The sequence below is a fragment of the Cytobacillus sp. IB215665 genome, from assembly GCF_033963835.1.
GTDB lineage: Bacteria > Bacillota > Bacilli > Bacillales > SM2101 > Nanhaiella.
Window position 1 is genome coordinate 231,268 of sequence record NZ_JAXBME010000001.1, and the last position, 15,496, is coordinate 246,763.

Consider the following 15,496-nt stretch of genomic DNA (forward strand, 5'->3'; position numbering starts at 1 on the left):
TATATACAGCTTGAATTTATATTAGTAGATTGGGGAGGCGATTCTTAAATAATGAAAATAACAGTAGCGGGAGCAGGTTATGTAGGTTTATCAAATGCGATACTATTAGCGCAACATAATGAGGTAGTAGCGATAGATATTCATCAGGAGAAGGTAGATTTGATTAACAATAGACAGTCTCCAATTGTAGATACAGAGATTGAAGAGTTTCTTACAACGAGGGACTTAAATTTATCAGCAACAACAGATGTATATAAAGCTTATGAGCATGCGGAATATGTTATTATTTCTACACCAACGAACTATGACCCTGACAAGAATTATTTTAATACTAGAACAGTTGAAGCTGTGATCGCGAATGTCCTTGCAGTGAACCCAAAGGCTACTATGATTATAAAATCGACTGTTCCTGTAGGATATACTAGCAGAGTGAAGGAAATGTTTGAGACGGATAATATCATCTTCTCACCGGAATTTTTAAGAGAGGGTAGAGCACTTCATGATAATTTATATCCTTCAAGAATTATCATTGGAGAAAAATCTGAAAGAGCAGAAAGGTTTGCAAGCTTATTAGCAGAAGGGGCCATTAAAAAAGACATCTCTATTTTATATACAGACTCTGCTGAAGCTGAAGCAGTTAAGCTTTTTTCCAATACCTATTTAGCGATGAGAGTAGCTTATTTTAACGAACTAGATACGTATGCTGAAATACGAGGACTAAATACAAAAGAAATTATTGATGGTGTTGGACTTGATCCTAGAATCGGCAATCATTATAATAACCCTTCATTTGGGTATGGTGGATATTGTTTGCCTAAGGATACGAAGCAACTGTTAGCAAATTACGAGGATGTGCCTAATCATATCATTGGTGCTATCGTAGATTCTAATCGAACACGAAAAGATCATATAGCGGATCAAATTATAGCAAAAAAGCCCAAAGTTGTAGGGATATATAGATTGACAATGAAAACAAACTCAGATAATTTTAGAGATTCATCTATTCAAGGTATTATGAAAAGAATTAAAGCTAAAGGAATAGAGGTTGTAGTGTACGAGCCAGCTTTAAATGAAGAACTTTTCTTTCACTCAAAAGTTATTAAGGATTTATCTCAATTTAAAATGTTAGCAGATGTCATTGTTTCAAATAGGCTTAGTGCCGAAATTGAAGATGTTGAAGAGAAAGTATACACAAGAGATTTGTATAATACAGACTAGCTACAATAAGAAGTAAGCTGAAAGGGTAGAGTTTATATGGTGAAAGGCCGCAAGAAGCCGAGTTATATCATTTTATGGATTACAGTCATTACATGGATGATGCTTATTTTTTATTTATCCTCACAAGTGGAGGAACAATCCGATAATCTAAGTACAAACATCACCAAAGTTATTATAGAATCAGCTGAAAAGGTTTCACCTCAATCTGAATTTAGTTTATATAAAATGAATCGTTTAGTAAGAAAAAATGCCCATTTTATCGCTTACTTAGTATTAGGAATGCTAGTTGTGTTTGCATTGAGGAGCAGTGGGAAGTCCGGTTTGAAATCCTTTGGTGTTGCGCTCATGATTTGTGTATTATACGCCATCTCGGATGAACTCCATCAGCTATTTGTACCTGGCAGAGGTGCTCAAATGAGAGATGTTATCATTGATAGTGCTGGTGCTATCGTTGGTATTAGTATGTCCTTCCTGCCAAAACTTTTTCTGTTGAATAGTAAATACGAAACCTCTTAATCTACTTTCTGTTGATTGAGAGGTTTTTTAATAGCTAAGAAGTTTTATGTAAATCTAAGTCAAGTTCTATCACTCTGATTCCACTATATATCTTCCCTAGTATCTTTCTTTTAAAACTTGCACTATTGGCTATATTCATACTTAACGTGTGTGTATATTAACCTCATAAATTATTAATATTCATCTTGTGAAAATAGTAACAATATCTTATGAAAAGCACTTTTTAAAAGGCAGTTTTCTCATAAATTGTTTTTCGTATTACGAATTAAACACGTATACAACTAGATTTCATATCATCTTTTCTTCTTTAAAGCCGAGGACTGTTGATTAAAACGATATTTTTATAGTTTAGGAACGATAGCAACAAAATTTGAAAATATCCTTAACAAAAAATGACATATTGATAAATGAAGATGCATAGTATTTTTTATCTATAAATTATTGAAAGATGCGAGAAGGAGTGAGAATACTATGCCAAAAGAAGTAGTCATACATACATAACGTGGAAAAGGAATAAGGATGAAGCAAATTAAGGTAACTTGAAAGTATTGATTGGTAGATTCATATGATAACTAATGAAAAAATGGCGCAAATCAGTTAATAAAATGAGGGGGAGCAATAATGGGTACGAAAATAATGGTAACTGGCGGTTGTGGTTTTATTGGATCTCATATAGTAGATCAACTACTGGAACAACAATATGAAGTTGTAGTAGTGGATAATCTCAGCTCTGGTCGTTTAGATAACATTCCTTCAAATAAGGTTGAGTTGTATGTATGTGATGTGACAAGTGATGAATTCCATGAGGTTGTGCAAAAAACAAAACCAGATTACATCATACATCAAGCAGCACATGTATCAGTTGTCAATTCTACAATGAACATGATGCACGATGCTGAAATTAATATTAAGGGTTCTTTAAATGTAATTGAAGCAGCCAAACGGTTTAAAGTACAAAAGATTATTTTTGCATCATCAGCTGCTGTGTACGGTGAAACGCAATACCTACCGATTGATATCTATCATCCTACAAAGCCCCAATCACCATATGGTTTATCCAAATGGACAACAGAGGAATATTTGAAAATGGCTTCAAAGTATTATGGTGTGAAGTTCAGTATTTTAAGGTATAGCAATGTTTATGGACCACGTCAAAACTATTTAGGGGAAGGTGGAGTAGTAGCCATCTTTGCCACTCAAATGAGTAATCATGAGGAAATTAGCATTTTTGGTGACGGTGAGCAAACGAGAGATTTTATTTATGTGAAGGATGTAGCTGCTGCTAATATTCGAGCCTTGAAGAATGGTGATGGATTAGTCTTAAATGTTTCTTCAACAATGCCAGTAACAATAAATTATTTATTTAAGACAATGACAGCATTGCTGGATTATAAGCAAGAAGCAAGCTATCACAATTCTCGAAAAGGAGAAATAGCGAATAGCGTATTATGTAACAAATCTACAAAGGAACATTTAAATTGGAATTTGTCCTACTCATTTCAAGAAGGTTTAAAAGAAACGATAGATTATTATAAAAACTATTCTTTAGTATAAAGTAGATTTCACAAAGATTGCCTATCACTTCACTAAAAAGCTGTTGGTTGGCGATCTTATTTTTAATATTTTTCTACTCTTTATGATAGAAACTCTCTTAATTTTTTAATAATGATAAAAACAGTATTAATAAGTAATCAAGTGCATATAATGAATCAAGGTTTTGGTTAAACACGTTTCAGCGTTCATATTCCAACCATGAAGCGTATAAAAAAGTAGAGTTGTATCTTTATAGCACTAGTTAGAGGAGGGATACTTGTTCCCCATAGAGAGTGAGGATAGGAAGTAGGATAAATTGTTAAACAAAACAGGAGGGAAGCAGCGTATTGAAAACAACAAATAACTTTTTCGACACTTATGTTTCTGCTACTTACATAGAAAAAGATAGTTTTAAAGTACAAAAGAATATTGTATTTCCAGTAATGAAAAGGTGGGCAGATATACTCCTTTCGCTAATCGGATTGTTAATGACATCTCTTATTATTATCGTATTTGCTATTTTGATAAAACTGGAGACACCAGGGCCTGCATTTTTTATTCAAAAAAGAGTAGGTAAAAATGGTAAATATTTTAATTTAATCAAATTGCGCTCTATGTGTGTAGATGCTGAAAAGAATGGAGCTCAATGGGCCCAAAAAAATGATCCAAGAGTGACGAAGGTTGGAAGCTTTATGCGAAAAACAAGGATAGATGAACTACCCCAATTTATTAACGTATTAAGAGGTAACATGAGTATTGTAGGTCCAAGACCTGAACGTCCGATGTTTACAGCTCAATTTAACGAAGAAATACCTGGCTTCATAAATCGCTTATCAGTAAAACCAGGATTAACTGGATGGGCTCAAATTAATGGCGGATATGAGATTACTCCATATGAGAAATTAAAGCTGGATCTTTATTATATAGACAATCAATCATTTTTGATGGAGCTGAAGATTATGGTAAAAACAGTTCGCATCGTATTAACAGGAAATGGAGCAAGGTAATTATAGACGATTGAATTTAAATATGAGGAGATAAAAAATATGATTTTAGTAACGGGTGCTGCAGGTTTTATTGGCTATCATTTATCACAGTATCTATTAAAAGAAGGACATGAAGTTTTAGGCATAGACAACTTAAATGATTACTATGATGTCACATTAAAAGAAGATAGATTGAAATTACTTGAGGTAAACAAGAGGTTTACATTTGAAAAGGTAGATTTGAAAGACCAAGATCAAGTTTTGCATATTTTTAAAAGTTACCCTATATGTAAAGTGATTAACTTAGCAGCACAGGCGGGTGTTCGATATAGCTTAGAAAATCCTTTATCTTATATTCATTCTAACGTTCTAGGCTTTACAAATATATTGGAGGCGTGTAGACATCATGGCATTAAACATCTCATTTATGCATCATCAAGTTCGGTTTATGGTGCTAATAAAAAAATGCCGTACGCTGTTCAAGATAATGTAGATCATCCTATAAGTCTTTATGCAGCTACAAAAAAGTCAAATGAGTTACTCGCACATACGTATAGTCATTTGTATGGTTTGCCTACTACTGGATTAAGGTTTTTTACAGTTTACGGCCCAATGGGAAGACCTGATATGGCTTACTTTAAATTTACGAAATCAATTATTGAAGGGAAACCTATACAAGTATTTAATCATGGAAAGATGAAGAGGGATTTTACTTATATAGATGATATCGTAGAGGGAATTGTTAATTTAATAGATAAGATTCCTCAATCGAATGACAGCTGGAATAGAGAGCATCCTGTGCCAGATTCAAGCTATGCACCGTATAAAGTATACAATATTGGTAATAACCGTCCAGTCGAATTAATGACCTTTATCCATACAATTGAAAAGGCCGTTGGAAAAAAAGCAATCATCGAATACCTGCCGATGCAACCAGGGGATGTAAAAGAAACGTATGCAGATATAGATTCATTAACAAATGATATCGGCTTTACACCATCAACTAGCATTGAGCAAGGAATACATCAATTTGTAGATTGGTACAAAAAATACTACACTCCAATAACGAAATAGGGGAAGTTGGTTATATGAATCATAAGAATGTGAAGGTTCTTCATATGTCAACAATTGATTTAACGATAAAAGATATGTTATTAGATAAAATGGATGAACTAAGGGAGTTAAATTATACGATTGAGTTTCTTTCTGATGATACTGGCTTAGTTACAGACATAGAGAGCAGAGGTTATCGTCACATTACAGTAAGTATGTCTCGTAAAATAAAACCACTGAAGGATCTTGCTAGTATTATGAAGATTGTTAAAATCTTGAAAAATGAGAAATATGATATTGTGCATACACATGCAGCTAAAGCGGGTGTCATAGGTCGAATAGCAGCGAGGATAGCAGGAGTAAAAATAATTATCCATACAAGTCATGGCTTACCTTTTTATCAGGGCCAATCGAACATAAAAAACTTTGTCTATAAAGGTTTAGAGAGGGTGGCTAGTTTTTTTAGTCATGCTTACTTTTCTCAAAACAAAGAAGATTTGAATGTTATAAGGAAGATAGTACCGAAAAGAATTATAACCGCTTATGAAGGAAATGGTATTCCTTTAACTAAAATTGATAATTATGAGAAGCTAACGGTTTCCAGAAAAACAGAGCTGCAACAAAGCATAGGTATTAACAATAATGAATTTGTATTTTTAATGGGTGCAAGGTTTGAAGGTGTAAAAAATTATCAAATGCTATTGAGGTCCATTGCCAATTTAAAAGCTGATCGTCCTTGTAAGTTTCTTCTTGCCGGTACAGGAGAAGAATTAGAAAGTATGAAGTTATTGGCTGAGAACCTTCGTATTAAAGATAAAGTTTTATTTTTAGGATATAGGAAAGATATATATGACTTAATCCAACTATGTGATGCTGTTATTCTAACTTCGGAAAAAGAAGGGATACCGAGAATTTTAATGGAAGCTATGGCGTTTAATAAACCAGTGTTAGCTACAAACGTGTTAGGAACGAAAGAATTAGTTGTGCATAATCAAACGGGTGAATTAGTAGAATTAAATGACATAGAAGGTTTAACAGAAACAATGTCCAAGTGGATTTCAGAGAATTATAGATTAGAATTGGAACAATATGCAAAAAACTCACGAGAAAGAATAATGAGTGAATTTACCGAAGCTAAAGTGGCAGTTAGACTAGATAGTCTTTATAAAGATTTAATAAGCAAAGTATATGATATTAATTCAATGAATGAGAGGTTAAGGAGCTATTAAACTATTAATGAATCGTATGTTAGCAAGCATGTCCCCATGATTTGTTTTTATAGTCACAATAGTTACTTATAATTGATTTCATATGAGGTGAATTTAAGAATGCAAGATGAATTTGTGAGCATAATTATACCAACATATAAAAGGGCAGATTTGTTAGAAAGAGCCATTGCAAGTGTGCTAAATCAATCATATACAAATACTGAGGTTATCGTTGTAGACGATAATGATCCTCATACAGAGTTTAGAAAAAAAACTGAAGAAATTATGGAAAAATTTATAAATGCAACAAATGTTATTTATTTTAAACATGAGAGAAACAAAAATGGCGCTTCTGCAAGAAATACAGGTATTAAAATAGCAAGAGGTCAATATATCGGCTTTTTAGATGATGATGATGAGTTTCACAAGGATAAAATTTGGTATCAAGTGAAGGAATTACGAAAAACTGACGGCAAGATTGGTGCGGTATATTGTGATTTTGTAGTGAAGGATAACAACCAAATAATTAGAAAGAATAGGTATAACAAAGAAGGAAATTTACAATTTGATGTATTGTGCAACAGATTGAATATTTCAGGTTCTAACTTCCTTTTTAAGAAAAGTGCAGTTGAAAACACAGGGTTTTACGATGAAAGATTTAACAGACATCAGGACTTAGAGTTTCTGGTGAGGTTTTTTAATGACTATAAGACTAAATATATTAATAAGTCTTTATTAAGTATTTATAAAGATGACAGGGCTAATATATTGGATACAACCTCTATGGAAAAAACAAAAAAACAGTTTTTATCGAAATATGAAGGCATTATACACACCTATCAAAAACAAGGACATATGATTTATTTTTATAACTATTTAGAGATCTATAAGCAGCATCTTCTTAATAAAGATTTCTTAGCGGCCCTTAAATGCTGGAAAAAGTATAAACTCGGGCTAAGGGTTATACCAAGCTTGTTGAATCGCCAATTGTATAAGCTGATGGATAAGGTGATGGTGAAACTCTATTTATTAAAGAAGGAGAGGTTATTATAAAAAAATATATTTCCATTGTAATGAGTTGTTATAATGCAGCTGAAATAATTGGGAGAACGATAGAATCAATTAAAACCCAACATTTTCAAGACTATGAGCTTATTATTGTTGATGATTATTCAACCGACAATACAGTAGAAGTGATAGAAAAGGAAATTACATTAGATCCTCGAATGACTTTAATAAAAAATACAGAGAATATAGGTTTGACAAAATCACTTATTAAAGCAGTTCGTTTATCTCATGGGGAATATATTGCGAGAATTGATGCTGGAGATTTAATGTACCCTGAACGACTTAGAAAACAAAAGGATATTTTGGATGAACATGATGACGTTGGCTTAGTTACTTCATATTGTAACATTATTAAAATGAAAGATGGAATAATGATAGAGCAATACGACAAAGTACTAGAAGCTGAAAATATTAAGAAATCGATGGCACTAGGTAATAGAATTGAGCATTGTACTACAATGTTTAGAAAATCTATATATGATGAAGTTGGTGGGTATAACAAAGAATACTATACTTCGCAAGATTACGAACTGTGGGTGAAAATGCTCCATGTTTCTAGTCTATATGTTATTCCAGAGGTATTATCAACAAGTATTTATGATATAGGTAATTCTATCACCTACAATAAAAATAAAGTTCAATTAAGGAATGGAATAAAAATAAGAGTAAATGCAATGAAAAATAGTTATCTTCCTAAAAAGGCTTGTATGTCAGGAATTATTAAAGCACTGCTGATGTATATTTTACCTGGCAAGGTGAATATCATGCTAAGAAATTATTTTAGCCCTGTAAAATCAAGGAGTTTGGAATAAATGGTTATGATAAGTATCAATAATAGTAAGCCTGCTGTGGCTTTATTATTTGGCTATGTAATGTATTTTACCTTAAAACCTTTTTACCTTTTTAGTAGTGGATCTTTACAAATTGCAGATTTTATTTTGTTGGCCACCTTCGGTATACTTCTTATTGCTGTAAATGGAAAGTTTCTCGCTCCTGAACCCGTTATGTTAATTTTGAAAGTTGCTCTGTTTTTTTGTTTGTATGTAGCTTTTATAAATATTATTTGGGGTATTATCAATCAAGAATGGAGTGCTTACTTTAAAAATACGTTGTTTTATATATTTAATTTCTTTTCAATGTTAATGGTCGTTGGATTATATAAAGTATACAATGTAGCCTTTTTAAAAGCATCAGCTTTAGCCGTCCAATTATCCATTATTACTCAATTTTTGCTTTTCATCATATATGGTGGTTTTTCTTCTTCAAGAATGGTGTTGTTTTTTAATAACCCTAATCAGTTAGGTTATTATGCAATCTTAATCGCAGCTCTGCTCCTTGCTTTGAAAGATTACGTTATATATAAACCTTTGTATATTATAGCTATATTTTCTAGTTTAGTCATATGTTTAATATCTTTGTCAAAAGCCGCAATGTTAGCATATCTTATTATTTTTATTCCGACGATTGTCAAACGATTTTCTGTCAAGAATGGTAAGTGGATCAAAACACTGTTTATACTACTCTTAATTATTATTCCTGTTGGAGTTGTTTTTCAGGATGAAATTGTGAACAATCCTTTAACGACTAATGTAGTTGAAAGAATTAATAAAATTGGACAAGATAAAGATGATTCATTAGGTGGAAGAGGGTACGATAGGATTTTTAACCATATAAATTATTTAATATTTGGAGCAGGAGAAGGTTTATACGAGCGTTTTGAAAGTCAAATTACAAAAGAAGTCCATTCAACGATTGGGAACCTTGTTTTTTCATATGGATTAGTAGGTCTATTTATCTTTATATTTATTATCTATTATATTGAAAAGGTAGAGGGATTTAAAAATGTCAGTTCAATTATTGGATTAATGTTTTATGGCCTGTTTCATAACGGAATTAGGAATACGATGCTATGGATATTTCTAATGATTTTAATAATTATTGCTGTAGATTTAAAAAAAAGAAAAGCGAATAATGTAACCCTCAAATAGTTTTGTAAACTAAGGTAATTGAATACTTAGTAAATAATAAATTTGTCAATTTCGACTTCGTAGTGAGCTTTTGAATGATCGTCAAAATTGTTTGTTATACCAGGAGGCTTCTCATGAAACATAAAATTGCATTTTTCATAGGAACACTCTCAACAGGTGGAGCTGAAAGAGCGGTATCAAATTTAACATTAAATTTATCGAGTGAATTTGATAACAATATAATTTTATTTGAAAATAAAGCAAAAGTTGAATACCCCTATACTGGAGAAATAATTAAAGTGAGGAATGTAAAAGCAAGCAATGTCATTTATAAATGTTTAGCTCTTTATTATAGGATGAATATCATTAAGAAGATGAAGAAAAGAAATGAAATTAAAACAATGATCAGTTTTTTAGAATATCCGAATCTAATAAATTTATTAACGAGAAAATATGGTAAAACGGTTATTTCTGTTAGAAATCACATGTCAACGAAACACAAAAAAGGGCTTAAATCTTTCTTTTGGAAAAAAACTATCAAAATCTTGTATAAAAAAGCTGATAAAATTGTGGCAGTTTCACACGAAATTAAAAATGATTTAGTTACTAATTATGGCATCGATGAAGATAAAATAACAATTATTTATAATTCATACCCAATTCAAAGAATTAACGAATTATCAAAAGAACCCATTGAAGAGCAGTATAGAAATATATTCGAACATCCAGTGATTATCACAGCTGGAAGGTTAAATAAACAAAAAGGACAATGCCACCTCATTAGAGCATTTAGTAGAGTGAAAGCTTTAAATCCAAATGCGAAACTAGTTATTCTTGGGGAAGGTGAATTAAAGGAAGAACTAGAACAATTAGCCGATGAGTTAAAAATTAAACAAGATGTCCACTTTTTAGGCTTCCAACAAAATCCTTTTAAATACATCAATAAGGCAAAAGTATTTGTTCTCTCTTCTTTATACGAAGGCTTTCCGAATGCATTAGCAGAAGCAATGGCTTGCGGTATTCCTACCATTTCAACAGACTGTTTATCTGGTCCTAGAGAAATATTAGCCCCAACTCATATTGGTGTCAAGAATATGTCATATGAAATTAATAGAGAGATGTTCGGAGTGTTAACACCAGTTTGTAGAAGTAATCATTTAAGGGAAAAAGATAGCTTACTAGAAGAGGAATTAACTTTAGCTAATCACATTCATCACTTATTAAATAATGAAGATTTGCGAAAATACTATGCAAATAGAAGCGTTGAAAGGATAAGTGATTTTAATATAAATCATATTATTAAGGAATGGGAAAACATGATTTCTAAATTCTGTTAAGTATGACTATATTATTTAAGAGGTATATAACTTTGGATAATAAAGAATTAACAGGGAAAATGATAAACGCTACTAAATGGGCAACGTTAACTGAGATCGCTGCAAAATTAGTTACTCCTATTACGAATATGATTTTAGCTAGAATCTTAGCTCCGGAAGCGTTCGGAGTTGTTGCAACCATCACAATGATAATTAGCTTTGCAGATATGTTTACAGATGCAGGGTTTCAAAAATACTTGGTTCAGCGTGAGTTTAAGGATAAGGAAGAAAAGCTTAAAAATACGAATGTTGCTTTTTGGACAAACCTTGGCATTTCTTTGGTCCTTTGGGGAATTATCATTATATTTAGTGATTTAATTGCTGCTTTAGTAGGAAATCCAGGCTTAGGAGTAGTTGTTGCTATTTCTTGTATGGTATTACCTTTAACATCCTTTTCAAGTATTCAAATGGCACTATACAGACGAAGCTTTGATTTTAGGACTTTATTTACAGTAAGAGTAGGGACTGTATGTATCCCATTTTTTATTACGATCCCTTTAGCTTTATTCGGTTTAGGTTATTGGTCGTTAATTATTGGTATGATTGCAGGACAATTGTTTAGTGCAATTGTATTAACTGTAAAGTCAGAATGGAAACCTTCACTGTTTTATAAATTCAAAATATTAAGACAAATGCTATCATTTAGCATATGGTCGTTAATTGAAGGGATAATGATCTGGTTTACCATTTGGGTAGACGTTCTTATTATTAGTGGTGCCTTAAGTGTCTATTATTTAGGAATATATAAAACATCTATTATGATGGTCGATGCTTTATTCGGACTTATTATTGCGTCAACTGCACCTGTTTTATTTTCTGCTTTGTCACGTTTACAACATGATAATGAGAAGTTTAATCTTTTCTTCTTTAAAATCCAAAGATACGTTTCCTTGATCGTATTTCCACTGGGTATTGGTGTATACCTATATAGTGATTTAGCGACCCAAATATTTCTAGGTGATGATTGGTATGAAGCTAGTGATGTCATTGGTTATTGGGCGTTAACTAGTGCAATTATGGTAGGTGTCGGACGATATTGTAGTGAAGTATATCGGGCTAAAGGCCGTCCTAAATTATCTATATTAGCACAAATATTGCATTTAGTCGTCTTAATTCCTGTTTGTATCATTAGCGTTAAGTATGGCTTCTGGGTGTTAGTCATTGCTCGTTCATGGATCAGGTTGCAAGGTGTTATTGTTAATTTATTAATAATGAAGTTTGCAATCGGGATATCTATAATTAAAATGCTTAAAAATGTGCTCCCTTCAGCTTTATTTGCAACTTTGATGGGTTTTTTAGGATATTTATTGCAGCGAATGAATGAGGGGCTCGCTTGGGATTTTATATCGATTTTATTATGTATGATTTTTTATTTCTCGCTAAATATACTTTTTCGAGATACACGGCTAGATTTAATCGGTTTAGTTCAACAAATAAAAAAGAAATCATAATAAGAAATTGTTGTCTGGATGAAAAATAGTACAGGTGGTGGGTAAATGAAAATTGGAGTTTTTTCCGATCCACAGGGACACGAGAAGGCTATTGTAGATGCTTGTATTGATAGAAATGTAGATTATGTCATTATTGATATATTTGCACCTAATTGGATAGAGCAGTTTGAGAAGGCTGAGTGTGATGGTTATATTGTACGACCTCCTACTAAAACAAGATTGTGGAGGAACGTGTTCCTTAATAGAATATGGTTAATCAAAGATAGAATAGAAGGTAAATGCGTTCCTGAGCTTGAAAGCATTTTATATTATGAATCTAAAATTATGATGTCTGACTTCTATAAGTTAAATGAGCTGCCACATGTCTCGTCAAACACCTTTTTTAATATAAAAGAAGCGCTACATTTCACCAAACAAACAAAATCATTTCCTAAAATCATTAAAAGTGATGGAGGAAATTCAGGTCTTGGCGTCAAAAAAATAAATTCTAAAGTCAAATTAATGTTTCAAATATACAAATCTTTTTTTACAAAAAATATATTTAGAGGATACCATACAATAAGTGATCTACCAAAGTTTGTGAAAAGCTATTTAAAGCCTATAAAAATGTATGAAAATATGAATAGAGAGTATTTTCCATACACTGAAAGGGGGCAGGGGTACATCCACATTCAAGAGCATGTGGATATGAAAACAGAGTGGAGGGTCATTAAAATTGGTAATTCTTATTTTGGATTTAGGAAACCAAAAGGGAAAAATGGGCTGAGAAGTGGGTCTGGTTTTCTTGGTGACTGGGTCGACCCTCCAAAAGAATTGTTAAATTTGGTTAAAGTATGGTGTGAAAAGTTAAAAATATCCTCAATGTCCTTTGATATCTTTGAAGATTTAGAAGGTAATTACTTGATTAATGAAATGCAAGTATTTTTCGGATCAATTTCTCCTAGTCAAATGTACATTGATGGTGTTCCAGGAAGATATATGTGGATAAATGGTAACTGGGTTTTTGAGGAGGGGGAATTTTGTAGATTTAATTGCAATTTGTTAAGGATAGAGATGTTAAATGAAATGATTTATAAGAAAGAACTAGCAGCTAGTTTTAACTAGAATATATGGCTCGCCAATCGGCGAGCCTTTATCATTTTCCATAGCAGCGATAACGATAAAGGCACAGCTCTTGAATATACTGGTCAATGACTACTGTGTTTTTATCCAATTGTTCGTTATTATCATTGTTTAATGATATTACTTTTAATTTTTCCTCATCAATATTTGTAAGAGAAATATTATGCTTTAATTGGTTTAAAATTTCATTTGATATTTGTATATGATTTGGTAACGCTTCCAAAAAATATTTTTCAATTCTACTATAGTCTGTTTTTCTTTGATGTAGTCTTTTAAGAACTTCTGTGTGTTTGACGTGAAGGTCTATAATTAACAGCGGTTTTGAGTGAACCATCTCTAATAATTGTTTTAAATCGAGAGGTTTAATGAGATGATGGGCACTATACTCAATGGACCATAGTGCTTGAAAAAAACCTTGGTCTAAAATATGAATCCCTTTTTTAGTAGAATTAGATTTAATAATGGCAATTACAAATAATAGGTTAGAAGCAGTTTTGATAAAGTCTTTATAACTTTTTTGGTGTGTTTTAAGAATGATTTGAATGGCATAGATGCATATATTCGGAGCTGTAATTAATATTTTCATAATATATAATAATTTTGTTATTTTTTTGAAAAATTCTTTCTTGGAATTTATTTTATAAGTTGGCTCATTAACATGAAAGCCTTTAACTGATAATGATTTAGCCAACATATGTGACAGTGTTGTTTTTCCTACTCCTGGAATACCGATAAATTCTACCATGATGTCGTTATGGTTATGAAAGTTTTTTATATGTGACCCCATATCTTTGTTTTCACCTCTGAAAGAACCTCATTTAATGATCGATTTGCATCTATTTCTATAACTGTTGCTTTTTCATTAAATTTTAATGAACTAATGTCTTTGACCCTCTTTTGAAACTCCTCAAACTTCATATCTTTTTTTCTTTGAAATGCGATATCAGCTGAGACATTTAATCTAACAATGAGGTCTGGCGGCTTCATATGTGCCTCTTTATAAGTTCTACTTTCCCACCTAGCCAAATAATGAATGATTTTATTCTTATGTTGTATCCAATCATGTAAGAGCGGCCCATCATTACGACCCATGATTTGATATTGAGGATACCGGTCTGTAATGATAACGTAGCCAAGGCTCCTTAGCTTTCGAATTTTTTTTAACTTTTTTCTTTTTTCGAATGAAAGTGTTAAAGCCCATGTAAACTTTGCAAGGGCGATTAGTTTGCTGCGAAATTTTCTTACATGTTGGTGTTCTTGTGTTAGTGGTTGTCCTTTTTTTGCATGTCGTTTATCTGTCCATTGCTTTAGTACCTTTAATGGATATCTAATGAGAGAGCTTGTACCATCCCCACTACCTAAATACATGTTATAAGTGTCTAGTTTGCTAGATAAAAAAGAGGTTAATTCTGAAGTAATAGTAGATTTTCCAGATCCATCACAGCCAATAAAGGAGATAATTAAACCATCAGCTGGCAGTGTTATGCTACTAGGAGTAGTTAATACCCTTGAAGTTGAGCTAGTGACAGAGTTATAAGGTGTACCAACGTGTAAAGGCTGGTCTAGCGTTTTCTTGTTTTTTAAGCTTGTTAATAACTCATGCGTACGGAGAAGTGAACTATCGTTGTATAATTCGTCAAAGAAGATATTGTCCACTACTAATGAATTGTGGATAGGGGGTAATAGCTTATATTCTCGATGTGTAAACAGCCCTTTTATTTTCAAAGAATCATTGCTCCTAGTTAGTTTATGTATTAGCTGTGCCCTAGTCAGATTCTTTATCCTATACCCATTGCTTTGAAGTTTACCGTATTTAATGTTTTCATGGTCGTATATTTTGAGACACCCCTTTCTGCAGTATTTTTACAATCTTAATGAGCAAAAGTTCTACCTTAATCAAACTCCCCAACTTTATCTACTAGATTACTTATAAATATGCTGACCTTTCATACTATGATAGAATTGTACAAGTTATTACTTTTGAATCAAAATGATAAG

The 15,496-nt window shown here is 32.1% G+C and carries 14 protein-coding genes; 12 read left to right on the top strand and 2 right to left on the bottom strand.

Features of this window, described 5'->3' with window-relative positions:
- Positions 1–51: 51 nt before the first annotated feature.
- The 12 genes from SLH52_RS01050 to SLH52_RS01105 all read left to right on the top strand — a co-directional run bounded on the left by SLH52_RS01050 (position 52) and on the right by SLH52_RS01105 (position 13,480).
- Positions 52–1,218 (top strand): nucleotide sugar dehydrogenase, encoded by a 1,167-nt coding sequence (locus SLH52_RS01050; RefSeq protein ID WP_320207449.1) that lies wholly within the window; start codon positions 52–54, stop codon positions 1,216–1,218.
- Between the two features lie 36 nt (positions 1,219–1,254).
- A complete protein-coding gene (locus SLH52_RS01055; RefSeq protein ID WP_320207450.1) occupies positions 1,255–1,734 on the top strand; it encodes a VanZ family protein in 480 nt (159 codons plus the stop codon).
- A gap of 621 nt (positions 1,735–2,355) precedes the next feature.
- A complete protein-coding gene (locus SLH52_RS01060) occupies positions 2,356–3,288 on the top strand; it encodes an NAD-dependent epimerase/dehydratase family protein (RefSeq protein ID WP_320207451.1) in 933 nt (310 codons plus the stop codon).
- Positions 3,289–3,662: 374 nt separating this feature from the next.
- Entirely contained in the window at positions 3,663–4,274 is a 612-nt protein-coding gene (locus tag SLH52_RS01065; protein WP_320207643.1) for a sugar transferase, read from the top strand.
- A 39-nt stretch (positions 4,275–4,313) separates the two neighbouring features.
- The gene (locus tag SLH52_RS01070; protein WP_320207452.1) at positions 4,314–5,327 is read left to right on the top strand and encodes an NAD-dependent epimerase; all 1,014 of its coding nucleotides are present in this window, start codon (positions 4,314–4,316) and stop codon (positions 5,325–5,327) included.
- Between the two features lie 14 nt (positions 5,328–5,341).
- The gene (locus SLH52_RS01075; RefSeq protein ID WP_320207453.1) at positions 5,342–6,535 is read left to right on the top strand and encodes a glycosyltransferase family 4 protein; all 1,194 of its coding nucleotides are present in this window, start codon (positions 5,342–5,344) and stop codon (positions 6,533–6,535) included.
- A 99-nt stretch (positions 6,536–6,634) separates the two neighbouring features.
- Complete coding sequence (locus SLH52_RS01080) at positions 6,635–7,567, top strand: glycosyltransferase family 2 protein (protein WP_320207454.1); 933 nt, start codon at positions 6,635–6,637, stop codon at positions 7,565–7,567.
- Positions 7,568–7,587: 20 nt separating this feature from the next.
- Entirely contained in the window at positions 7,588–8,394 is an 807-nt protein-coding gene (locus tag SLH52_RS01085; RefSeq protein WP_320207455.1) for a glycosyltransferase family A protein, read from the top strand.
- Positions 8,395–9,570: an O-antigen ligase family protein gene (locus SLH52_RS01090; RefSeq protein WP_320207456.1), complete on the top strand. Its 1,176-nt coding sequence runs from the start codon at positions 8,395–8,397 to the stop codon at positions 9,568–9,570.
- A 113-nt stretch (positions 9,571–9,683) separates the two neighbouring features.
- Positions 9,684–10,886, top strand: coding sequence for a glycosyltransferase (locus tag SLH52_RS01095; RefSeq protein WP_320207457.1), 1,203 nt, complete (start codon positions 9,684–9,686; stop codon positions 10,884–10,886).
- A 32-nt stretch (positions 10,887–10,918) separates the two neighbouring features.
- Complete coding sequence (locus tag SLH52_RS01100; RefSeq protein WP_320207458.1) at positions 10,919–12,376, top strand: lipopolysaccharide biosynthesis protein; 1,458 nt, start codon at positions 10,919–10,921, stop codon at positions 12,374–12,376.
- A gap of 45 nt (positions 12,377–12,421) precedes the next feature.
- Positions 12,422–13,480, top strand: a complete 1,059-nt coding sequence (locus SLH52_RS01105; protein ID WP_320207459.1) for a hypothetical protein — start codon at positions 12,422–12,424, stop codon at positions 13,478–13,480.
- 31 nt (positions 13,481–13,511) lie between these two features.
- Here SLH52_RS01105 and SLH52_RS01110 read toward each other — a convergent pair whose 3' ends face one another.
- Together SLH52_RS01110 and SLH52_RS01115 are read right to left on the bottom strand one after the other, a co-directional pair.
- Positions 13,512–14,285, bottom strand: coding sequence for an AAA family ATPase (locus SLH52_RS01110; protein WP_320207460.1), 774 nt, complete (start codon positions 14,283–14,285; stop codon positions 13,512–13,514).
- Positions 14,270–15,223 carry a hypothetical protein gene (locus tag SLH52_RS01115; protein WP_320207461.1) on the bottom strand — a complete coding sequence of 318 codons (954 nt, stop codon included), beginning with the start codon at positions 15,221–15,223 and terminating at the stop codon, positions 14,270–14,272. The genes SLH52_RS01110 and SLH52_RS01115 overlap by 16 nt, the downstream gene beginning before the upstream one ends.
- Positions 15,224–15,496: the final 273 nt, after the last annotated feature.

Excerpts from the sequence above, each read along its gene's own strand:
- SLH52_RS01050 (WP_320207449.1), top strand. The coding sequence starts at position 52 with ATGAAAATAACAGTAGCGGGAGCAGGTTATGTAGGTTTATCAAATGCG.
- SLH52_RS01055 (WP_320207450.1), top strand. The coding sequence starts at position 1,255 with ATGGTGAAAGGCCGCAAGAAGCCGAGTTATATCATTTTATGGATTACA.
- SLH52_RS01060 (WP_320207451.1), top strand. The coding sequence starts at position 2,356 with ATGGGTACGAAAATAATGGTAACTGGCGGTTGTGGTTTTATTGGATCT.
- SLH52_RS01070 (WP_320207452.1), top strand. The coding sequence starts at position 4,314 with ATGATTTTAGTAACGGGTGCTGCAGGTTTTATTGGCTATCATTTATCA.
- SLH52_RS01075 (WP_320207453.1), top strand. The coding sequence starts at position 5,342 with ATGAATCATAAGAATGTGAAGGTTCTTCATATGTCAACAATTGATTTA.
- SLH52_RS01080 (WP_320207454.1), top strand. The coding sequence starts at position 6,635 with ATGCAAGATGAATTTGTGAGCATAATTATACCAACATATAAAAGGGCA.
- SLH52_RS01085 (WP_320207455.1), top strand. The coding sequence starts at position 7,588 with ATGAGTTGTTATAATGCAGCTGAAATAATTGGGAGAACGATAGAATCA.
- SLH52_RS01090 (WP_320207456.1), top strand. The coding sequence starts at position 8,395 with ATGGTTATGATAAGTATCAATAATAGTAAGCCTGCTGTGGCTTTATTA.
- SLH52_RS01095 (WP_320207457.1), top strand. The coding sequence starts at position 9,684 with ATGAAACATAAAATTGCATTTTTCATAGGAACACTCTCAACAGGTGGA.
- SLH52_RS01105 (WP_320207459.1), top strand. The coding sequence starts at position 12,422 with ATGAAAATTGGAGTTTTTTCCGATCCACAGGGACACGAGAAGGCTATT.
- SLH52_RS01110 (WP_320207460.1), bottom strand. The coding sequence starts at position 14,285 with ATGGGGTCACATATAAAAAACTTTCATAACCATAACGACATCATGGTA.